The sequence below is a fragment of the Paraburkholderia sp. genome, assembly GCF_050742655.1.
Classification (GTDB): Bacteria; Pseudomonadota; Gammaproteobacteria; order Burkholderiales; family Burkholderiaceae; genus Paraburkholderia.
On record NZ_JBOIGG010000012.1, the window covers coordinates 123635 to 144929 of the forward strand.

At 66.2% G+C, this 21295-nt stretch carries 20 protein-coding genes; 10 read left to right on the forward strand and 10 right to left on the reverse strand.

Features of this window, described 5'->3' with window-relative positions; translation table 11 throughout:
* Window positions 1–14: 14 nt before the first annotated feature.
* A complete protein-coding gene (moaC, locus tag ACREXZ_RS18300) occupies window positions 15–494 on the reverse strand; it encodes a cyclic pyranopterin monophosphate synthase MoaC (protein WP_431765519.1) in 480 nt (159 codons plus the stop codon).
* A 179-nt stretch (window positions 495–673) separates the two neighbouring features.
* On the opposite strand from moaC, the gene ACREXZ_RS18305 reads away from it, so the two are divergent.
* Window positions 674–2389, forward strand: coding sequence for a M48 family metalloprotease (locus ACREXZ_RS18305; RefSeq protein ID WP_431765520.1), 1716 nt, complete (start codon window positions 674–676; stop codon window positions 2387–2389).
* A gap of 8 nt (window positions 2390–2397) precedes the next feature.
* On the opposite strand, the gene ACREXZ_RS18310 is transcribed toward ACREXZ_RS18305, so the two are convergent.
* The 6 genes from ACREXZ_RS18310 to ACREXZ_RS18335 form a co-directional block, all read right to left on the reverse strand.
* Window positions 2398–3006 carry a DUF2946 family protein gene (locus ACREXZ_RS18310; protein WP_431765521.1) on the reverse strand — a complete coding sequence of 203 codons (609 nt, stop codon included), beginning with the start codon at window positions 3004–3006 and terminating at the stop codon, window positions 2398–2400.
* Window positions 2999–4057 carry a YheT family hydrolase gene (locus ACREXZ_RS18315; RefSeq protein ID WP_431765522.1) on the reverse strand — a complete coding sequence of 353 codons (1059 nt, stop codon included), beginning with the start codon at window positions 4055–4057 and terminating at the stop codon, window positions 2999–3001. The genes ACREXZ_RS18310 and ACREXZ_RS18315 overlap by 8 nt, the downstream gene beginning before the upstream one ends.
* Window positions 4058–4114: 57 nt before the next feature.
* Window positions 4115–4561 carry a nuclear transport factor 2 family protein gene (locus ACREXZ_RS18320; protein ID WP_431765523.1) on the reverse strand — a complete coding sequence of 149 codons (447 nt, stop codon included), beginning with the start codon at window positions 4559–4561 and terminating at the stop codon, window positions 4115–4117.
* A 139-nt stretch (window positions 4562–4700) separates the two neighbouring features.
* Window positions 4701–5726 (reverse strand): lipopolysaccharide heptosyltransferase II, encoded by a 1026-nt coding sequence (gene waaF / locus ACREXZ_RS18325; protein ID WP_431765524.1) that lies wholly within the window; start codon window positions 5724–5726, stop codon window positions 4701–4703.
* A gap of 139 nt (window positions 5727–5865) precedes the next feature.
* Window positions 5866–6060, reverse strand: coding sequence for a zinc-finger domain-containing protein (locus ACREXZ_RS18330; RefSeq protein WP_017772808.1), 195 nt, complete (start codon window positions 6058–6060; stop codon window positions 5866–5868).
* A 57-nt stretch (window positions 6061–6117) separates the two neighbouring features.
* Window positions 6118–7038, reverse strand: a complete 921-nt coding sequence (locus ACREXZ_RS18335) for a branched-chain amino acid transaminase (protein ID WP_431765525.1) — start codon at window positions 7036–7038, stop codon at window positions 6118–6120.
* A 327-nt stretch (window positions 7039–7365) separates the two neighbouring features.
* Here ACREXZ_RS18335 and ACREXZ_RS18340 point away from each other — a divergent pair, with 327 nt between their 5' ends.
* The 9 genes from ACREXZ_RS18340 (at window position 7366) to ACREXZ_RS18380 (ending at window position 16907) form a co-directional block, all read left to right on the forward strand.
* Complete coding sequence (locus ACREXZ_RS18340; RefSeq protein WP_431765526.1) at window positions 7366–8124, forward strand: AzlC family ABC transporter permease; 759 nt, start codon at window positions 7366–7368, stop codon at window positions 8122–8124.
* The gene (locus ACREXZ_RS18345; RefSeq protein ID WP_431765527.1) at window positions 8121–8444 is read left to right on the forward strand and encodes an AzlD domain-containing protein; all 324 of its coding nucleotides are present in this window, start codon (window positions 8121–8123) and stop codon (window positions 8442–8444) included. Before ACREXZ_RS18340 ends, ACREXZ_RS18345 begins: the two co-directional genes overlap by 4 nt.
* Before the next feature lie 261 nt (window positions 8445–8705).
* Complete coding sequence (locus tag ACREXZ_RS18350; protein WP_431765528.1) at window positions 8706–9917, forward strand: phosphoglycerate kinase; 1212 nt, start codon at window positions 8706–8708, stop codon at window positions 9915–9917.
* Between the two features lie 295 nt (window positions 9918–10212).
* Complete coding sequence (pyk, locus tag ACREXZ_RS18355) at window positions 10213–11649, forward strand: pyruvate kinase (RefSeq protein WP_431765529.1); 1437 nt, start codon at window positions 10213–10215, stop codon at window positions 11647–11649.
* A 185-nt stretch (window positions 11650–11834) separates the two neighbouring features.
* Window positions 11835–12899 (forward strand): class II fructose-bisphosphate aldolase, encoded by a 1065-nt coding sequence (gene fba / locus ACREXZ_RS18360; protein ID WP_431765530.1) that lies wholly within the window; start codon window positions 11835–11837, stop codon window positions 12897–12899.
* A gap of 167 nt (window positions 12900–13066) precedes the next feature.
* The gene (locus tag ACREXZ_RS18365; protein ID WP_431765531.1) at window positions 13067–13957 is read left to right on the forward strand and encodes a phosphoribosylaminoimidazolesuccinocarboxamide synthase; all 891 of its coding nucleotides are present in this window, start codon (window positions 13067–13069) and stop codon (window positions 13955–13957) included.
* Between the two features lie 49 nt (window positions 13958–14006).
* Window positions 14007–14525 (forward strand): 5-(carboxyamino)imidazole ribonucleotide mutase, encoded by a 519-nt coding sequence (gene purE / locus ACREXZ_RS18370; protein ID WP_431765532.1) that lies wholly within the window; start codon window positions 14007–14009, stop codon window positions 14523–14525.
* An 89-nt stretch (window positions 14526–14614) separates the two neighbouring features.
* Window positions 14615–15841 (forward strand): 5-(carboxyamino)imidazole ribonucleotide synthase, encoded by a 1227-nt coding sequence (locus tag ACREXZ_RS18375; RefSeq protein WP_431765533.1) that lies wholly within the window; start codon window positions 14615–14617, stop codon window positions 15839–15841.
* A 25-nt stretch (window positions 15842–15866) separates the two neighbouring features.
* A complete protein-coding gene (locus ACREXZ_RS18380) occupies window positions 15867–16907 on the forward strand; it encodes an L-threonylcarbamoyladenylate synthase (protein WP_431765534.1) in 1041 nt (346 codons plus the stop codon).
* A 114-nt stretch (window positions 16908–17021) separates the two neighbouring features.
* On the opposite strand, the gene ACREXZ_RS18385 is transcribed toward ACREXZ_RS18380, so the two are convergent.
* The 3 genes from ACREXZ_RS18385 to dacB all read right to left on the reverse strand — a co-directional run bounded on the left by ACREXZ_RS18385 (window position 17022) and on the right by dacB (window position 21131).
* Window positions 17022–18185: an SGNH/GDSL hydrolase family protein gene (locus ACREXZ_RS18385; protein WP_431765535.1), complete on the reverse strand. Its 1164-nt coding sequence runs from the start codon at window positions 18183–18185 to the stop codon at window positions 17022–17024.
* A gap of 157 nt (window positions 18186–18342) precedes the next feature.
* Window positions 18343–19266 (reverse strand): sterol desaturase family protein, encoded by a 924-nt coding sequence (locus ACREXZ_RS18390; RefSeq protein WP_431765536.1) that lies wholly within the window; start codon window positions 19264–19266, stop codon window positions 18343–18345.
* Window positions 19267–19472: 206 nt separating this feature from the next.
* Entirely contained in the window at window positions 19473–21131 is a 1659-nt protein-coding gene (gene dacB / locus ACREXZ_RS18395; protein ID WP_431765537.1) for a D-alanyl-D-alanine carboxypeptidase/D-alanyl-D-alanine endopeptidase, read from the reverse strand.
* Between the last annotated feature and the right edge of the window lie 164 nt (window positions 21132–21295).

Consider the following 21295-nt stretch of genomic DNA (forward strand, 5'->3'; position numbering starts at 1 on the left):
AAAAAAACAATGACCTAGCTGCTCGCCACCCAATCCCCCGACTTCCCCCCATGCTTCTCCATCATCTTCACATCGGTGATGACCATCCCCCGATCGACCGCCTTGCACATGTCGTACACGGTCAGCAGTCCGACCTGCACGGCAGTCAGCGCTTCCATCTCGACGCCGGTTCTACCGAACATCTCCACCTGCACCGTGCAGTGCACGCCGGGTAGCGTGTCGTCGAGCGTGAAGTCGACGGCGACGCGCGTCAGCGCGAGCGGATGACAAAGCGGAATCAGATCGGCAGTCCGCTTCGCGCCCTGGATCGCGGCGATCCGCGCGACGCCGATCACGTCGCCTTTCTTCGCATGGCCGTCGCGGATCAGCGCGAACGTGTCGGGTAGCATCCGGATCGAGCCGCGCGCGATGGCGACGCGCTTCGTTTCCTGCTTGCCGCCGACGTCCACCATGTGCGCCTGTCCGGCGGCGTCGAAATGCGTGAGTTCGGGCATGATCGGGCTCCTTCAGAGGGCGCCTATCATACAGCGCCACGTGACGTCGCGACACGCTCCGCAGCAGGCGGGCGCGTGCGCACGGCCGACTGATTCAGCCGGCTTGCTCGGTACAATAACAGGCGATCCGGCGCATCGCGCGACGGACTCTGTTTTCATTCCGTCCACACGAATCCGCAATGCGTCGAAGCCGGTTTGTCGCCGCCTGTCTGTCCGTCGCGCTCGCGGCGCCCCCCGGCGCGTTTGCGCAGCGCAGTGCAGCGCCGGCTGCAGGCAACACATCCGCCGACGCTGGGCCGCCGCTCGACATCGGTCCGCTGAACTCGTACGTCGTGCCGATCCTGCCACCGTCGATCGCCGACGGTGTCTTCGGCACCTACGGCGGCGCCGAGAGCCGGTTCGCCGGCAAGCCAGGTGCAAACGTGAGTTTGCGCGCGCCGCTCGTCAACCAGCAACTGCCCGATCTCGGCGACGGCTCGGGCGGTTCGCTCACGCCGCAGGCCGAGCGCAAGCTCGGCGAGCGTCTGATGCGCGACGTGCGTCGTGACCCCGACTATCTCGACGACTGGCTCGTGCGCGACTATCTGAACTCGGTCGCCGCGAAGCTCGCGGCCGCGGCGAGCGCGCAGTACATCGGCGGCTATCGTCCGGACTTCGATGTGTTCGCGGTGCGCGATCCGCAGATCAACGCGTTCTCGATGCCCGGCGGTTTCATCGGCGTGAATACGGGGCTCATCGTCACGACGCAGACCGAATCGGAACTCGCGTCGGTACTCGGTCACGAGATGGGGCACGTGCTGCAGCGGCACATCGCGCGGATGATCGTCGCGGGCGAGCGCAGCAGCTACGCGGCGCTCGCGGGGCTGCTGTTCGGCGTGCTCGCAGGCGTGATCGCGCGCAGCGGCGATCTCGGCAGCGCGATCGCTCTGGGCGGCCAGGCGTATGCGGTGGACAGCCAGTTGCGCTTCTCGCGTTCCGCTGAGCACGAGGCCGACCGGATCGGCTTCCAGTTGCTGGCCGGCGCGGGCTACGATCCGTACGGGATGCCGTCGTTCTTCGTGCGGCTCGATCGCGCGTCGATGAGCGATGCGGGCGTGCCGCCGTACGCGCGCACGCATCCGCTGACCGGCGAGCGCATCGCCGACATGGAGGATCGCGCGCGCCGCGCGCCGTACCGGCAGCCGCGGCAGGCGCCCGAATACGGCTTCGTCCGTGCGCGCGTGCGCGTGCTGCAGCAGCGTTCGCGCAGCGACTACGCGGATGAACTGTCGCGGATGCGCTCGGAGATCGAGGACCGCACCGCGCTGAACGTCGCGGCGAACTGGTACGGCATCGCCTGTGCGCAGATGCTGCTCGAGCGCTACGACGATGCGTCCGCGTCGCTGGCCACTGCACGTCAGCGTTTCGACGACATGCAGGCAAGCGAGGGCGACGCGACCCGCAGTTCGCCGAGCCTCGATCTGCTCGAGGTCGACATCGCACGCCGCGCGGGCCGTAGCGACGACGCGCTGCGTCTCGCCGAGCTTGCACAGAAGCGCTGGCCGCAATCGAACGCGGCGATCGACATGCATCTGCAGACGTTGCTCACCGCTAAGCGCTTCGTGCAGGCACAGGCGCTCGCGGCGAAGGAAACCCGTCTCGATCCACGGCAGCCCGCGTGGTGGCGTTATCTCGCGCAGTCGAGCGCGGGCAGTGGCGATGCACTGGCGCAGCATCGCGCACTCGCGGAGCAGTTCGCGCTCGAAGGCGCGTGGCCGTCGGCGATCAGGCAGTTGAAGGAAGCTCGCGACATCAAGACGGTCGGCTACTTCGACCTGTCGACGATCGATGCGCGCCTGCATGACTTCGAGGCGCGCTACAAGGAAGAGCGCGAAGACGAGAAGGACGACAGCTGAAGTACACGTTATGCGTGCTTTGCCGGGTCTTTCGCCACCGCCAGCGCCGCTGCTGCCGCCGGACTCGCGACGAAGCCGAACCGTTGCGCAACGTCGGCGCGTTGCAAAGGTTGCAACGACAGCGTGATACCGTCGCGCCACGCGAAGTCGCCGCCGCGGCCGTCGTCGTCGAGCGACGTATGTTCGGCGAACAGATCGAGATCGTGGTCGTGTAGTGCCGCGACGCGCACAGGTGTCGACGTATCACTGAACAGCACACCACCTTCATCATCGAGCCATGCGGCGGCGGGATCGAACGCACGACCCGCGTGATCGGTCAGCGCGAGCTGTCCGTTTTCATCGACCGACAGACGCACGACCCACGGCGTATAGCCCAGCTCGACGTAGACGCGTTGCGGTCCATTCTGAAAAAACCACTGACCCTGCTCATCGCGTTCGTAATTGCGGTTGATGAAGCCGAGCAGCGCCGCATGACGGATCGGTTCGCCGCTCGCGCCGCGCGCCTGCGCCGCTTCGTCGCGCATGCGCCAGTTGCCGCGGCGGTCGAGCAGCAGCCAGCCGGTGCAATGCGGCACGTTGGGCCATTTGGCGAGCGCCTGACGAACGATCTCATCCATGGCTGGCGAATGACGCAAGATAGGGTGCGAGATAGCCGAACACGCGACGCGACAGCCAGTCGGTGCGGCCAGGGAACGGTCCGGTCATGAAGCCGACGTGGCCGCCGTGAGCGGGCTGGTCGAGTTCGACCGCTGTCGATACTTCATGCGACGCGGGCAGCGCGGTGCCAGGCAGGAATGGATCGTTGCGCGCGTTCAGCACGAGCGTCGGTGTGACGATCTCGCTCAACAGTGGACGCACGGTTGCGCGGGTCCAGTATTCGTCGGCATCGCGGAAACCGTGCAGCGGCGCGGTGACGACGTTGTCGAATGCGTACATCGTGCGGCTCGCGAGCATCGCATCGCGATCGAACAGCCCCGGGTACTGGTCGAGTTTCTGCAGTGCCTTCTGCTTCAGCGTCTTTAGAAAGCTGCGCGTATAGACCATGCCGAAGCCCTGCGCCAGCATGCGGCCGCCGGCGTGTACGTCGAGCGGCGCGGAAACCGCGGCCACGGCCGCGACGAACGAGGTGTCTTCACGCCGCTCGCCGAGCCAGTGCAGCAGCACGTTGCCGCCGAGCGAAACGCCCGCGGCGACGATCGGCCCGGGATGACGGTCGCGCAGCCGGCGCAGTACCCAGTCGACTTCGTTACTGTCTGCAAGATGATAGAAGCGCGGCAACAGGTTGAGCGGACCGCTGCAGCTACGAAAGTGCGGGACGACGCCGTGCCAGCCACGCGACTGCGCGCCGTGCATCAGCAGGCGCGCATAGTGCGACGCGCTGCTGCCTTCGAGGCCGTGGAACAGCACGAAGAGCGGCGCATCGGCGGCCGGTTGGTGCGGATGATGCGGACCAGGCACGGTCCAGTCGAGTTCGATGAAGTCGCCGTCCGGCGTATCCCAGCGCTCGCGTCGGTAGACGACGGGCGGCGTGCGGCCGAACAGCGCGGGCACGATGGTTTGCGCGTGGCCGCCCGGTAGCCACAGCGGCGTGCGATACAGGCGATCGAGCGGATCGATCCGCGCATCGTGCGGATCGGAGGAAGGCGGGTGATCGTGCGTCGTGCTCATCGCGGCACCGGAACCGTTATGTCGCTCGTATTGCGTGTATCGCGGGCATGGCCGCCGTTAGTGCAGCGGCCCCTGGCCGTGGCGCATCTTCGCGGCGAACTGGCTGGCCGCTTCGTTCGGCATTGCGCTCGCGTGGATGTGCGCGATGCGCCACTCGCCGCGCTCATGAACCATCACGTAGGTGGTGAAGACCATCGCCGGCGTCGCGGTCGGATCGACCGGGCGATGCGCTTCCGCAATCGCGTAGACCACGGTGCCGAGGCTGTCGTACACGCGGATGTCGAGCGGTTCGATCGAGACCCGCGCCGTTTCGAGCTGGACCGACAGCCCCGCGCGGATGCTGTCGAGACCGTGCAGATGCGAGCCGTCCGCGCAGATGCAGCTGACGAACTCCTCGTCGATCCACAGACCCATCAAGGCCTCGATGTTGACCTCCGCGACCGCCTGGTAATAGGCGTTCAGGGTGTCGGCGGCGGCTTCGAAGATGTGGGCGAAACGTGGCATGGCGGGTCGGTCTCTTGTGCGCGGCGCGCAGTTGCGTTCCAGTGGTCGGAGCAGTCGGCGGACCGCTGCGATGCCCACGCCGCGAGGCAAGGGCACACGTTGCGCGGCGCCGCGGGCGAGGCTACGCGGTAGCGGCCGTTCAGCGTTGCGCGACGAGCATGCCGCGCAGATCGCCGAATACCTGCTCGGCGCCCAGTTGCCGCAGGCAGTTCAGATGGCCAAGCGGACATTCGCGCTGGAAACAGGGACTGCATTCGAGATGCAGCCATTGTACCTTCGCGAGGTCCGACAGGGGCGGCGTGTGGCGCGGATCGGTCGAGCCGTACACCGCGACCAGTGGCCGGCGTAGCGCCGCGGCGACGTGCATCAGCCCCGAGTCGTTGCAGACCACCGCGTTCGCGCGCGAGATCAGCGCGCAGGCTTCGCCGAGCGCGGTCTGGCCGCACAGGTTGCGCACGTTCGGCGCGCGGTCGGCGATGGCCTGCGCGATCGGCGCGTCTTTCGGCGAACCGAGCGCGACGATCTGCGTGTACGGAAACGACTGCCCGACCATCTGCGCGAGCGCCGCGAAGTGCTCGGGCGGCCAGCGTTTCGCGGGACCGTATTCGGCGCCCGGACAGAACACCAGCAGCGGCACGCGCGTATCGAGATTGAAGCGCGCCGACACGCGCGCGGCTTCGTTCAGGTCGGCGTCGAGACGCGGCACGGGGAGATCGGCCGGCACTTTCGCGCCGGGCGCATACGCAAGCGACGCGTAATGGCCGACCATCGGTGGACGCTCGTCCTTGCGTGGATTCGCGTGGCGCACGTTCAACAGGCCGAAGCGGTTCTCGCCGCTATAGCCGATGCGCAGCGGGATGCTCGCCATCCACGGAATCAGCGCGGATTTCAGCGAATTCGGCAGGATGTAGGCCGCGTCGTAGCCGACGTCGCGCAGGTCGCTCGCGAGTTGCCAGCGACGCCACAACTGCAGCTTGCCGTGCGCGAGATCGGTCGCGTAGACGTCGCGAATCTCCGGCATCCGTTCGAGCACGGGCGCGACCCATGAAGGCGCGACTGCATCGATCGCAATACGCGGATGCAGTTTCACGAGGCGCGCGAACAGCGGCTGCGCCATCAGGGCGTCGCCGATCCAGTTCGGTGCGATAACCAGCGCACGGCGCATCAGGGGCAAGGTCCGGAATGAAAAAGGAGCACCACGGAAAGCGCCGCGCGCAATGGCGCGCGGCGTCCGGAAGGTGACGGGGAAACAGGCGACGGCCGCGGACATGCCGCGGCGCCGGCCTGACGAGGGCGCGCGATGCTCAGTGGCCCTTGACCACTTCGCCGTCGCGCAGCTTGTAGCGCGTGCCGCAATACGGGCAGCGCGCTTCGCCGTGCGTCACGTCGATGAAGACGCGCGGATGGGTGCTCCAGCGCGGCATCGACGGGTTCGGGCAATACGCGGGCAGATCTTTTGCCGACAGTTCGACCAGCGGCATTTCCTTGATTTCGCTCATGAGGACATTCTCTTTGTAGAGCGCGCGGCCCAACGGGTGAAGGGCCGCGCGCCCGGTTCAGATCTTCGCCAGCCAGTGGGCGTACTTCGGGTTCTTGCCTGCGACGACATCGAAGAATGCCGACTGCAGTTTCTCGGTGATCGGGCCGCGACCGCCGTTGCCGATCGTCCGGTTGTCGAGTTCGCGGATCGGCGTCACTTCGGCAGCCGTGCCGGTGAAGAATGCTTCGTCGGCGGTGTAGACCTCGTCGCGCGTGATGCGCTTCTCGATCACTTCGAGGCCGGCGTCCTTCGCCAGCGTGATGACGGTGTCGCGTGTGATGCCGTCGAGGCACGATGCGAGGTCGGGCGTATAGATCTTGCCGTTGTTCACGAGGAAGAAGTTTTCGCCGGAGCCTTCCGACACGTAGCCGTCGACGTCGAGCAGCAGCGCTTCGTCGTAGCCGTCGGCGGTTGCTTCCTGGTTCGCGAGGATCGAGTTCACGTACCAGCCCGATGCCTTCGCGCGGACCATCGACACGTTCACGTGATGGCGCGTGAACGACGACGTCTTCACGCGGATACCCTTGTTGAGGCCGTCTTCGCCGAGGTACGCGCCCCACGGCCACGCAGCGATCGCGACGTGAACCGTATTGCCTTTCGCCGACACGCCAAGCGCTTCGGAGCCGATCCAGATCAGCGGACGGATGTAGCAGGTTTCGAGCTTGTTTTCGCGGACCACCTGGAGCTGCGCGGCGGCGAGCGTTTCGTGATCGAACGGCACGTTCATCTGGAAGATCTTCGCCGAGTTGAGCAGGCGCTTCGTGTGTTCCTTCAGACGGAAAATCGCGGTGCCGCCGGTCGTCCTGTAGGCACGCACGCCTTCGAATACGCCCATGCCGTAGTGCAGCGTGTGGGTGAGGACGTGGATGTTGGCGTCGCGCCAGTCGATGAGCTTGCCATCCATCCAGATCTTGCCGTCGCGGTCGGCCATTGACATACGATTCTCCAGGCGGTGCGGTTTATCGGTATAAGCGGGGTGCCACAGTACCGCTGGGCGTGCGTGTGGCCCCTTGCGTGCGCGGCGCGCCGACGATGGCGGGCGGACACTGTGCGAGAGGCCGTGACGGAAATCCGGCGAGCGGCGAAGTCCGCTATTTTAGCGTCTTTTGCACACGGAACGGGCATTCAAAGCGCTTTCAAGGGCTATAATTCGGCGCACGCATAAATACGAATCCGGATGCGCCAGCGGTGTTCGTGGGTATTCCAACGGGTATCTCAACAAGCCCGGCGCCGACTTCGCCGATCACGCCGGGTCACTTCTCCGATGCTCGCCCGCCTCACTGCACAACTCACTGAAGAAGACCGCCGCGCGCTCCAGCAGGGCATGCGCGACTATTCGCCGACGCTGATGGCGATCCTCTCGTGGGGACTCGTCACCGGCATCGCGATGAGCAAGTCGGTGCTGACGGTGCCGCAGGCGCTCGGCATGTCGGTACTGGTCTACGCGGGCTCGTCGCAGCTCGCGGTGCTGCCGCTCCTCGCCGCGCACCTGCCGATCTGGACGATCCTGCTCACCGCCGCAATGGTGAATACGCGTTTCGTGATTTTCAGCGCGGGGCTCGCGCCGCACTTCGCCGGTCTGCCGCTGTGGCGCCGTCTGCTGATCGGCTATTTCAACGGCGACGTGATCTATCTGCTGTTCCAGAAGAAGGGCTTTGCGACCAGCCACGTGCCTGGCAAGGAAGCGTATTTCTGGGGCATGGCGATCGCCAGCTGGCTGTCGTGGCAGGTGTCGTCGATTGTCGGCATCCTGCTCGCGAGCCTCTTTCCGGACAACTGGGGCCTCGCGCTCGCGGGCACGCTCGCATTGATCCCGATCATGGTGTCGGCGATCGCGACGCGCTCCACGCTCGTCGCGGTGTGCATCGCCGGTGTGGTCGCGCTGCTCGCATTCGACCTGCCGTATCGTCTCGCGTTGCCGCTCGCGGTGCTGACCGCAATCGCCGCGGGCAGCGTTGCCGATCTGCTGATCGAACGCGCGGACCTGCGCCGCATCCGTCAACGCGCCGGAGATTCCCGATGAACGCGACCCAGATCTGGCTCGCCATTTTCGGCATGACCGTCGTCACGGCGGTCACGCGCGCGCTGTTCCTGATCGGCGGCGAGCGCACGGTGCTGCCGGAGCGCGTACAGCGGATGCTCCGCTACGCGCCGGCCGCGGCGCTCGCCGCGGTCGTCCTGCCCGATGTGCTCGCGACCCCCGACGGGCTGTCGTTTGCACCGTCGAATCACGAGTTCTACGCGACGCTCGCCGGCCTCGGCTGGTATTTGTGGCGCCGCAGCATGCTCGGCACGATCGTGGTCGGCATGCTCGTCTATACGGTCCTGCGCTTCGTCCTGTAACGCGGCCCGTGGCATCCTGTACAGCCGTGCGACGAGCGTGCGGTTCAAATACAGGGCATTCGCTCCGACATGGGTTGGAACGCCATGGGTATCGGTTAAAATAATCCGCTCCGGGATCGCTGCGCGCGCTGCCGTCAGGAACGCCGGCAGCGGCTGCGCCGGGCTTGGCGTTTCAAACGCGCCGCCTCGCGCCCGCTCCACGCGCGAAGCCAACCGGCAATCGCAACCGCCTTCCACTCCACAACCCGCATACGAACGCCCATGAACCAGGTATCGAACGTCTCGCAGGTATTGCGCCTCACCGATCTGATCGCCGAAGGCAAGCTGGCCGGCAAGCGCGTGTTCATCCGCGCCGATCTGAACGTGCCGCAGGACGACCAGGGCAACATCACCGAAGACACGCGGATCCGCGCCTCCGTGCCGGCCATCCAGGACGCGCTCGACGCCGGCGCCGCCGTGATGGTCACGTCGCATCTGGGCCGCCCGACCGAGGGCGATTTCAAGCCGGAAGACTCGCTCGCGCCGGTCGCGAAGCGGCTCGCGGAACTGCTGGGCCGCGATGTGCCGCTCATCGCGAACTGGGTTGAGAACGGCGTGAACGTTGCGCCCGGTCAGGTCGTGCTGCTCGAAAACTGCCGTGTGAACAAGGGCGAGAAGAAGAATTCGGACGAGCTCGCGCAGAAAATGGCGAAGCTCTGCGACATCTACGTGAACGACGCGTTCGGCACCGCGCACCGCGCGGAAGCGACCACCCACGGCATCGCGAAGTACGCGCCCATCGCGTGCGCGGGTCCGCTGCTCGCCGCCGAACTCGACGCGCTCGGCAAGGCGCTCGGCGCGCCGAAGCGGCCGCTGGTCGCGATCGTCGCTGGCTCGAAGGTGTCGACCAAGCTGACCATCCTGAAGTCGCTGGCCGAGAAGGTCGATCAATTGATCGTCGGTGGCGGCATTGCAAACACGTTCATGCTCGCCGCCGGCCTGAAGATCGGCAAGTCGCTCGCGGAAGCCGATCTCGTCGAGGATGCGAAAGCGATCATCGATCAGGCGAAGGCGCGCGGCGCCTCGGTGCCGATCCCGACCGACGTCGTCACCGCGAAGGAATTCGCGCCGACCGCGAAGGCCGAGATCAAGGCGGTCGCCGACGTGCAGGACGACGACCTGATCCTCGACATCGGCCCGGACACCGCGAAGGCGCTCGCCGCGCAGCTCGAGAAGGCCGGCACGATCGTCTGGAACGGTCCGGTCGGCGTATTCGAGTTCGACCAGTTCGGCAACGGCACGAAGACGCTCGCGGAAGCGATCGCGACATCGCCGGCGTTCTCGATCGCGGGCGGCGGCGATACGCTCGCCGCGATCGCGAAGTACGGCATCCACGACAAGATCAGCTACATCTCGACTGGCGGCGGCGCGTTCCTCGAATTCCTCGAGGGCAAGAAACTGCCCGCGGTCGAAGTGCTCGAATCGCGAGCCTGATATGGCCTCGCGCGCTTCGGTGAAGTCCCGTTCTGCATCACGCGCTACGGGCGCGGTGCTGCGCAAAACCGCGCCGCCGGGCGCTGCCCCGCGCGTGCCGGCAGCGGTCGCATCCGATGAGCAGGCGGCCGCTGCAAGCGCGGCCGCACACGCCATCCAGCAGGTTTCATCTCATTCGCCTCACTCGGTGGCGCCAGCTCCCTCTGGCGCAGTTCCGGCAGTACCCGTCGGCGCGCAGCCTCCGCATCCGACTCCCACCGCCCAATCCGGCGAACCCATTCCAACGAGGAGACTCATGCATCGCGCCACCAAGATTGTCGCCACCATCGGCCCGGCTTCCAGCACGCCCGAGATCCTGCAGCAAATGATCGACGCCGGCCTCGACGTGGTGCGGCTCAACTTTTCGCACGGCACCGCCGACGATCACCGCCAGCGCGCCGAGTACGTGCGCGAGGCGGCGCGCAAGGCGGGTCGCGAGGTCGGCATCATGGCCGATCTGCAAGGCCCGAAGATTCGCGTCGGCAAGTTCGAGAACGGCAAGACCACGCTCGTGCCGGGCAATGAGTTCATCCTCGACTCGGATTGCGAACTCGGCAATGACGACCGTGTCGGGCTCGACTACAAGGATCTGCCACGCGACCTGAAGACCGGCGACATCCTGCTGCTGAACGACGGCCTGATCGTGCTGAACGTCACGCGGGTGATCGGCAACGAGATCCACACGGTCGTGAAGATCGGCGGCGATCTGTCGAACAACAAGGGCATCAACCGCCAGGGCGGCGGTCTGACCGCGCCCGCGCTGACCGCGAAAGACATGGAGGACATCCGCACGGCGATGTCGCTCGGCGCGGACTTTGTCGCGGTGTCGTTCCCGAAGAACGCGACCGACATGGAGATGGCGCGTCAGCTCGCGAACATCGCGGGCGCACCGTACGGCATCAAGCCGAAAATGATCGCGAAGATCGAGCGCGCGGAAGCGATTCCGGCGCTGCAGGGCATCCTCGACGCGTCGGACGGCATCATGGTCGCGCGCGGCGATCTCGCGGTGGAAGTGGGCAATGCCGCAGTCCCGGCGCTGCAGAAGCGCATGATCCGGATGGCGCGCGAATCGAACAAGTTCGTGATCACCGCGACGCAGATGATGGAGTCGATGATCCTCGCGCCGGTGCCGACCCGCGCCGAAGTGTCGGATGTCGCGAACGCGGTGCTCGACGGCACCGACGCGGTGATGCTGTCGGCGGAATCGGCGGCGGGCAAGTACCCGGTGCAGACCATCGAAACGATGGCCGCGATCTGCCTCGAGGCGGAGAAGTCGGAGCACGTCGAACTCGACCGCGATTTCCTCGACCGCACGTTCACGCGGATCGACCAGTCGATCGCGATGGGCGCGCTGTTCACCGCGTACCACCTCGGCACGAAGGCGATCGTCGCGCTGACCGAGTCGGGCTCGACCGCGCTGTGGATGTCGCGTCACTGGACCCACGTGCCGATCTTCGCGCTGACTTCGCGTACCGCCAGCGAACGCGCGATGCAGATCTACCGCAACGTGCGGCCGCTGCACCTCGACAGCAGCAGCGATCGCGACATCGCGTTGCAGCAGGCGCTCGAAGTGGTCGTCAGCAAGGGCTATGCGGCGCGCGGCGACATGGTCGTGCTGACCGTCGGCGAGCCGATGGGCCAGGCGGGCGGAACGAACACGCTGAAGATCGTGCGGGTCGGCGAGCCTTATTGAGTGGGCTTGACAGGCGCTGTGCCGCTGCCGGCACGGCGCCGCCGCGTGCGCCGCATGCCCGCGAGAGGCAGGCGCGCGGGGCATCTGGCATGCGTGCGCATCGGCGTGCGGTTTGCTTCGCGATAAAATTGCGCCATGAGATGCCGACGGCACCAGGATTCGTTTCAAATCAAAGGAGTATCACCATGCCTCTCGTTTCAATGCGTCAGTTGCTGGATCATGCCGCCGAAAACGGCTACGGCCTGCCGGCCTTCAACGTGAACAATCTGGAGCAGGTGCAGGCCATCATGGCGGCGGCCGACCAGGTGGGCGCGCCGGTGATCATGCAGGCGTCGGCGGGTGCGCGCAAATACGCGGGCGAGCCGTTCCTGCGGCATCTGATCGAAGCGGCCGTCGAGTCGTATCCGCATATTCCGGTCGTGATGCACCAGGATCACGGGCAGTCGCCGGCGGTGTGCATGGCGGCGATCCGCAGCGGCTTCACCAGCGTGATGATGGACGGTTCGCTGACCGCGGACGGCAAGACGGTCGCGTCGTACGAGTACAACGTCGACGTGTCGCGCAAGGTGGTGGAGATGGCGCATTCGATCGGCGTCACGGTCGAGGCGGAACTCGGTGTGCTCGGCTCGCTGGAAACGATGAAGGGCGACAAGGAAGACGGCCACGGCGCCGAAGGCACGATGACGCGCGAGCAGTTGCTCACCGACGTCGAGCAGGCCGCCGACTTCGTCAAGCTCACGCACTGCGATGCGCTCGCGATCGCGATCGGCACGTCGCACGGCGCGTACAAGTTTTCGAAAAAGCCGACCGGCGACATCCTGTCGATCTCGCGCATCAAGGAGATCCACGCACGCATTCCGAACACGCACCTCGTGATGCACGGGTCGTCGTCGGTGCCGCAGGAACTGCTCGCGGAAATCCGCGAGTTCGGCGGCGACATGAAGGAAACCTACGGCGTGCCTGTCGAAGAGATTCAGGAAGGCATCAAGTACGGCGTGCGCAAGATCAACATCGACACCGACCTGCGTCTCGCGATCACCGGCGCGATCCGCCGCTACTTCGCCCAGAACCCGGAGAAGTTCGATCCGCGCGATTTTATGAAGCCCGCGCGCGACGCCGCGAAGAAGGTTTGTATCGACCGTTACGTTGCATTCGGCTGCGAAGGCCAGGCAGGCAAGATCAAGCCGGTCGCGCTCGACAAGATGGCCGAGAAGTACAAGAGCGGCGAGCTCGCACAGGTCGTCCGCTAAAATAACGGTTTTGCCGATCCGCCGACCCAGCCGGTGAGTCGGTTGCCTCAGCCTCGCCGTTCCCGCATGATCCGGGGAACGGCGTTTAGCTTTTTGATTACATTCGGTTTTTACGGTTTCAAGCCGTTTTGTCCCGCCCCGGGCCCCACTTTAGGCGAATCACGACGATGTCCACCCTCTACGAATCCACGCTCCGCTCGCTGCCGCTGCTCGGCCGCGGCAAGGTCCGCGACAACTACGCGGTCGGCAACGACAAACTGCTGATCGTCACGACGGACCGGCTGTCCGCATTCGACGTCGTGATGGGCGAGCCGATTCCGGGCAAGGGTCGCGTGCTGAACCAGATGGCCGACTTCTGGTTCGAACGTCTGAAGGACATCGTGCCGAACCACACCACGGGCATCGCGCCGGAATCGGTCGTCGCGCCCGACGAGGTCGAACAGGTGAAGGGTCGCGCGGTAGTCGTGAAGCGGCTCGAGCCGATCCTCGTCGAAGCCGTCGTGCGCGGCTATCTGGCGGGCAGCGGCTGGAAGGACTATCAGGCCACCGGCTCGGTGTGCGGCGTGCAGTTGCCGCCGGGTCTGCAGAACGCGCAGAAGCTGCCCGAGCCGATCTTCACGCCGGCCGCGAAGGCCGAGCTGGGTCACCACGACGAGAACATCACCTACGACGAGATGGAGCGCCGCATCGGCACCGAACTGTCGGCCACCATCCGTGGCATCTCGATCAAGCTGTACGAAGCAGCGGCCGAATACGCAGCGACGCGCGGCATCATCATCGCGGACACGAAGTTCGAGTTTGGTCTCGACAACCGCGGCGAGCTGTATCTGATGGACGAAGCGCTGACGGCCGATTCGTCGCGCTTCTGGCCCGCGGACGAATACCAGGTCGGCACGAACCCGCCGTCGTTCGACAAGCAGTTCGTGCGCGACTGGCTCGAAAGCCAGCCGTGGCCGAAAACGCCGCCCGCACCGAAGCTGCCCGACGACGTGATCGCGAAGACGAGCGAGAAGTATCAGGAAGCGCTCGAGCGGCTCACCGGCCAGAAGCTCGCTTAACGTCACGTCACGTCACGCCGCGCACAGGAAACACAGGGAAGCCAGCACGATGAGCGAAGTCCAGACCGTCCACACGCATGCCACGCCGCTCGTCGGCGTGCTGATGGGCTCCAGTTCCGACTGGGACACGATGAAGCACGCAGTCGCGATCCTGCAGGAGTTCGGCGTGCCGTACGAAGCGCAGGTCGTGTCCGCGCACCGGATGCCCGACGAGATGTTCGCGTACGCCGAAAGCGCGCGTGCGCGCGGCCTGCGCGCGATCATCGCGGGCGCGGGCGGTGCGGCGCACCTGCCCGGCATGCTCGCGGCGAAGACGACGGTGCCGGTGCTCGGCGTGCCGGTCGCGAGCAAGTATTTGAAGGGCGTCGATTCGCTGCATTCGATCGTGCAGATGCCGAAGGGCGTGCCGGTCGCGACCTTCGCGATCGGCGAAGCGGGCGCGGCGAATGCCGCACTGTTCGCGGTGTCGCTGCTGTCCGGCACGTCGACCGATTACGCGGACAAGCTCGCTGCCTTCCGCGTGCGCCAGAACCAGGCCGCGCATGGCATGGTGCTGCCCGCGCTGTAGCGTGACGCGGGCGTGCCCCCCAATACCCGTGACCCCGGCTGTGCGCTTCACATGCTTCACGTTGCGCGCAGCCGCGACCGACCACTGAGATGAACCCAGACAACACCCCGGTTTCCCCGATTCTGCCAGGCGCATGGCTCGGCATGGTTGGCGGCGGCCAGCTCGGCCGCATGTTCTGCTTCGCCGCCCAGGCGATGGGCTACCGCGTCGCGGTGCTCGACCCGGATGAAAACAGTCCGGCCGGTTCCGTCGCCGACCGGCACCTGCGTGCCGCGTACGACGACGAAGCCGCGCTGACCGACCTCGCGCGATTGTGCGCGGCCGTGTCGACCGAATTCGAGAACGTGCCGGCCGCGAGTCTCGACTTTCTCGCGCGCACGACGTTCGTGAGTCCCGCGGGCCGCTGCGTCGCGATCGCGCAGGACCGCATCGAAGAGAAGCGCTTTATCGCGTCGTCTGGTGTGCCGGTGGCGCCGCACGTCGTGATCGAATCGTCGGATGCGCTCGCCGCGCTCGATGATGCGACGCTCGACGCCGTGCTGCCCGGCATCCTCAAAACGGCGCGGCTCGGCTACGACGGCAAGGGCCAGGTCCGCGCGACCAATGCCGGCGAAGTGCGTGCCGCGCATGCATCGCTTGGCGGCGTGCCGTGCGTGCTCGAAAAGCGGCTGCCGCTGAAGTTCGAAGTGTCGGCGCTGATCGCGCGCGGCGCGACCGGTGCGACGGCGGTTTATCCGCTCGCGCAGAACACGCATCGCGACGGCGTGCTCGCGCACACCATCGTGCCGGCGCCCGACGCGAGTCCGACGCTCGTCGAGCAGGCGCAGCAGGCAGCGCTGCAGATCGCCGCGAAGCTTGGCTATGTCGGCGTGCTGTGCGTCGAGTTCTTCATTCTCGACGACGGTTCGCTGGTCGCGAACGAGATGGCGCCGCGCCCGCACAACTCCGGTCACTACACGGTCGACGCGTGTGCGACGAGCCAGTTCGAGCAGCAGGTACGCGCGATGACCGGCATGCCGCTCGGCGACACGCGCCAGCATTCGCCGGCGGTGATGCTGAACATCCTCGGCGACGTCTGGTTTCCCGACACGGCGAATGGTGCACAGGCTGCGAAAGGCGCAAAGGGCAGCGCGCCCGTCACGCCGCCGTGGCACGAAGTCGCGGCGATGCCCGCCGCGCGGCTGCATCTGTACGGCAAGGAGGAAGCGCGTCCCGGTCGCAAGATGGGTCACGTGAACTTCACCGCGGCGACGCTCGACGAAGCGCGCACGGCTGCGCGCGACTGTGCGCGGCTGTTGCATATTGCAGTCGGCTAACACGCGGATTTTTACTCGCTCCTTCATGCCGATCGATCCCAAACACACGCCCGATGTTCCGTCCGTAAGTACCGCGGACATCGAGCACGCGGCCGCGCTGCTCGATGCGGGCGAGCTCGTCGCGTTTCCGACTGAGACCGTGTACGGCCTCGGCGGCGATGCCGAGAGTCCGCAGGCGGTCGCGCGGATCTATCAGGCGAAGGGGCGGCCGGCGAATCATCCGGTGATCGTGCATCTCGCGCCGCACGGCGATCCGAGCTACTGGGTCGAGCAGTTACCGCCCGATGCGCTGAAGCTGATCGACGCGTTCTGGCCCGGGCCGCTGACGCTGATCCTGAAGCGCGCGGCGCATATTCCGTCGGCGGTGAGTGGCGGGCAGGATTCGGTTGGACTGCGCTGTCCGTCGCATCCGGTTGCGCAGGCGTTGCTCGCCGCGTTTGCCGCGCGCCGCGGCGGTCATGGCGGCGTCGCGGCGCCGTCGGCGAATCGCTTCGGCCATGTGAGCCCGACCACGGCGCAGCATGTGCGCGACGAATTCGGCGGTGCGCTTCATGTGCTCGATGGCGGACCGTCCGACGTCGGGATCGAATCGACGATCGTCGATCTGTCGCGCGGATTTCCCGCGTTACTGCGCCCCGGCCATGTGACGCCGCAAGACATCGCGAACGTGCTCGGCGAAGCGCCGCGTCTGCCGGATGGTTCGGATGCGACCGCGCCGCGCGCATCGGGCACGCTGAAGGCGCACTACGCGCCGCAGACGCCGCTCGCGCTGCTGCCGTTCGACGCGCTAGAGCCGCTGCTCGCTGCACGTGCTGAAGGCGAGCGCGTGGCGCTCGTTGCGCGTGCGTCGCGTGCGGGTGCGTGGGCGAGCGTGGACGGCGTGCATTTTGTCGCCGCGCCGGAAGATCCGCATGCGTACGCCCGTGAACTGTACGGGCTGCTGCGCGTGCTCGATCGCGCGAACGTGACGCGGATCCTGATCGAGAAGCTGCCCGATACGATCGAATGGATCGCGGTCAACGACCGGCTCGGGAGAGCGGCGGCGGCGTTCGAGGCGTTGTCCTAACGCGTGGTTCGCGACGCGACCCGCAAACAAAAACCCGGCCATGAATGACCGGGCTTTTTAGTCTGAACCGTACGGCGCGCGAAGTACGCACACGCCATACGCACACACATCACATCACTTGCCAAGACCCGACGCAGCGATCTGCTTTTCGACCTGCTGCGCGAACAGCAAATGCAGGTGCGTTGTCGGGTGCACTGTGTCCGCGAACATGTAGGTCTGGTCCGCGTTCGCGATCGTGTACGTATCCGGCGAGCAGAACAGCGACGAGGCAAACGACGACGGATTCGCGATGCCGAACTTCTGTGCCGCCGCAGCCATCGCGGTGAGGTTGCACGCGGTGCCCGTGTTCGACACGGTGAAGCCGTTCGCCTGGTAGTTCGCCATCACGCCGTCCTGCCATTGATCGGCCTGCACGTAGATCACCTTGCTCGCGAGACCCGCTGCGTTCAACGTGCCGATCAGCGTCTGGTTGAACGCCGACACGAGGCCAGCAAACAGTTGCTGTCCAGCGGCGCCGCCCGACAGACCCTGCGGCGTCTGCGCGATGTCCGGCACGTTCGATACGACCACGTGCGTCGCGCCGTTCGTGAGGGCCGGTGCGATCACATTCTGCACGAGCTGTGTCGCCGCGAGGCCGAGGGCCTGCACGGCCGTGTTGACCGCGGTGGCCTGTGCAGTGGCCGGATCGGCGCCAGCGGCGACAGCGGCCGCGATGGTCGCCTGGACGACTGCTGCCTGGTAGAAGATGTCGTTCGCGCCGCCGTTGATCAGCACCAGCTGGTTCGAGTTGAAGCTGCTGTGTGCCGACAGATAGTTCTGCATCTGCGTGACGATCGGCACCGTGGTGGCCTGTGCGTAATCGGGCAGCGGTGCCGCTGCGTGACCGATGCCGTTCGGGTCCGTCACGCGCGAGCCGCCCTGTCCGTAGCCGAGACCCGTCGAGGCCTGCAGCGGTTGACCGAAACCGCCGAGATACGCGGGCGTCAGTGTGCCACCGTAATATTCGGCGACTTTCTGCGTCCAGATTTCGCCCGGGTTCGTCGTGAAGCGGCCGCCGCCGAAATTGGCGAGCACGACCGGCGAATAGGTGCCGACGTCGGACAGGCTGTCGCCGAACGACACGACCTGCAGCTTGACGCCGCCCGCCGGTGTCGCGCTGCTGTTCGAATTGTTGTCGTCGCCGCCGCCGCATGCGGCGAGCAGTCCAAGCGCGGCGACCGCCATCGCGATTTGTGCAGTGCGCGCAAGACCCCGGTTGTGTGATTTCTTCTGTTTCATGTCGACTTCATCTCCTCGTATGTCCGTATGGCCAAGGCCATCTGTGCTGGCCGTGTCCGCCGTTTTGATGGCGTGACGACAGCTTACAGAATCTTCCCCGATGCGCGCGATGTTTGAAACACCTTCGTGTCGTCGTTTCCCTCTAGTTCCAGTGCTTTCAGGCCCCGACCGAACGCTGCGGGTTCTCATTTCCAGTTCCGGCACCGGCGCCCGAAACGGCCTCGGCCCGCTCGCGGTGATAGCGCACCGCCCACGCAGGCGGCGCGAACAGCGCGCGCAGCTTGTTGCGCCAGCCGCGCACCCGCGCGACGTCGGTGAACATCGACGCCCATTCGTGGAAAGTCGCCTTCAGTGGGTTGTACGAAGCGAGCGGCTCGACGATGCCGTACACGGGTGCGTCGTGCGGATCCTCGTCGACGTAGCTGCCGAACATCCGATCCCAGATCACCAGAACGCCCGCATAGTTGCGATCGAGGTAGCGGTCGTTGCGCGCGTGATGGATGCGATGGATCGACGGCGTGTTGAACACGTATTCGAGCCAGCCGAGCTTGCCGATCGCCTGCGTGTGCACGAAGAACTGGAAACCGAGATTGATCAGCACGATCGCGACGATCTGCTGCGGCGGAAAGCCGAGTAATGCAAGCGGCAGCCAGAACGCCCACATGCCCGCGATCGGATACATCAGGCTCTGACGGAAAGCGGTGGAGAAATTCATCCGCTCCGACGAGTGATGCACGACGTGCGCGGCCCACAGCCAGCGCACGCGGTGGCTGCAGCGATGAAACACGTAATAGAGCAGGTCCTGCGCGACGAACAGCACCGCGAACGACAGCCAGCCCGCGTGCCACGTATAGAGGCGCCAGTGCGCGTAGACATAGGCGTACACCGGGATAACGAAGAACCACGCGATCTTGTCGGCGCCCTGGTGCATCAGCGCGAGCGTCCCGTTGCACAGCACGTCGCGCCAGCTATACATGCTGGCGTCGGGTCGCGTGCGATGCAGGTGCCACGCTTCCCAGCCGATGCATGCGAGAAAGACCGGCGCCATCGCGAGCAGAAGCAATTCGGCGTCGAACCGCATGGGCGTCTCCCTCCGTGATCCCGGGCTGCCGCAGACAATGGGTGAATGGGCAGACGTTGTCGTTATCGTTCGATGGGATCGGTGGCGCGGCGCTTGATACGGTTGATACGCGTTTTATAAGATAAGACCGGACCGCCCGTCGAACACTGCCCGACAGCGTACACGCTCCGTCACGGCGACGAGCCTGGCTTCGCTAGAAGAAAGCCTCAATGCGCGCCGCGGCGATGCGGGTTTTTCCTGGGCTTGCCGGTCTTCCTGCGCGGCTCGTCGGCGGGGTCGGGCGCGAGTTCCATCGAGGCGCCCTGATAGACCCATTCGAGCAGCGAGTCGTGCGCGGCTCGCGCCGCTTCCGCATGCGGGCTGTTGATCAGACTCACCACCACATAGCTGACGCCGTCCGCGGCCGCGACGTAGCCCGCGATCGCGCGCACGTCGCGTAGCGTGCCGGTCTTGATGTGCGCGTTGCCGACCACCGGTTGCGTGGTGAGCCGGTTGCGCATCGTGCCGTCCACGCCGACGACCGGCAGCGAATCGACGAATATCTGCGCGACCGGACTCGCGTTCGCGGCCTGCAGCAGATCGGCGAGCAGCAGCGCAGTGACGTGCTCGTCGCGCGACAGGCCCGAGCCGTTGTCGAGCGACAGGTCGTCGGTCGGCAGCGCGCTGCGCGACAGGAACGATTCAATCGCATGAGCCGACTTCTCGGGCGTCGCGGGCGGTTTCGCCGACACCGCGCCGATCGTCAGGAACAGGTTGCGCGCCATCGTGTTGTTGCTGAACTTGTTGATGTCGCGAACGATGTCGCCGAGCGGCGGCCCCTGGTGGGTCGCGACGAGCTTCGCGTCGGCGGGCACCGGGCCTTCGCGCGTCGCGCCGCTGAACGTGCCGCCCGTCTGTTGCCACAGTGCGAGGAAGCCGCCCGCGAAGAACGCCGAATGATCGAGCACCGCGACGTTGATCGTGCGTGGGCCGCAGCGCAGCGGATAGTCGCCGGCGAACGACGCGACGACCGTGCCGTCCTGTGTCGGCGTCACGCTCGGCGCGAGCGCCGGGCCTTCGCCGCGGCACGGACCGCCGCTCGCGCGCAGCTGGTTCTCGATCTGCAACTGCGCGAGCGCGGGCAGCACGTCGATCGCGACGGTGCCGTCCGGCGCCGGCGTCAGCGTGAACGACAGCGACTTGAACGCGTACAGCAGCGGGTCGGGGCCGACGTTGTACGGCGCGGTGATGTCGTCGTCGAACGGCGGCAGGTCGCGCGTCGACGCGTCGAAGTAGCGCTTGTCGAGCACCAATGCGCCGTCGATTCCCTTGATGCCCGCCTGATGGATTTTCTGCACGAGGTCGATCAGCTCTTCGGGGACGAGCTTCGGATCGCCGGTGCCCTGGATGTACAGATTGCCGTGCAGCACGCCGTTCGCGTCGAGCGTGCCGTCCGCATACGCGCTCGTGCGCCAGCGATAGTCGGGGCCGAGCAGCGACAGGCCCGACCATGTCGTGACGAGCTTCATCGTCGACGCGGGCAACATCGGCTTGCCGGCGTTCAGCGCGACGATCGGCGTCGGGTCACCCACTTTCTCGACGACCACGCTGATCGCCGACAGCGGCACGTGCGCGCGCTGCAGTCCGGCCATCACCGAAGGCGGCAGAACCGTCGTGACGTTGACGGCCGGATGCCTCGCCTTGATCCGCGCATCGGCGGGCGGGGCGGCAGCGAGCGCTGCGCAGGCCAGCGCGAGCACGGCGGCACGAATGACGCCGGAGGGGCGAACAGCGTGAAGCGGTGCAGGAATGGGCGCACCGGCGAACGGGAAGCGGGAGCGAAGCCGGCCGAAGCGGCGCGACAGCGAAGCGAAAGCGTGAGTCATAAAAACCTGGACGTGCGGGGCGGCTGCCGAAAGCGGGAAGCGGTGCTGTGCGCGGCTTCCCGATGCCCGTATTGAGCGAAAGCGCACATTGTAGAGACATGCCGCGGCGCTGCGTTGAAAAAGCGCAGCGGCGTGCACGACGAAGCGCGGGCGCTAGAATGCGG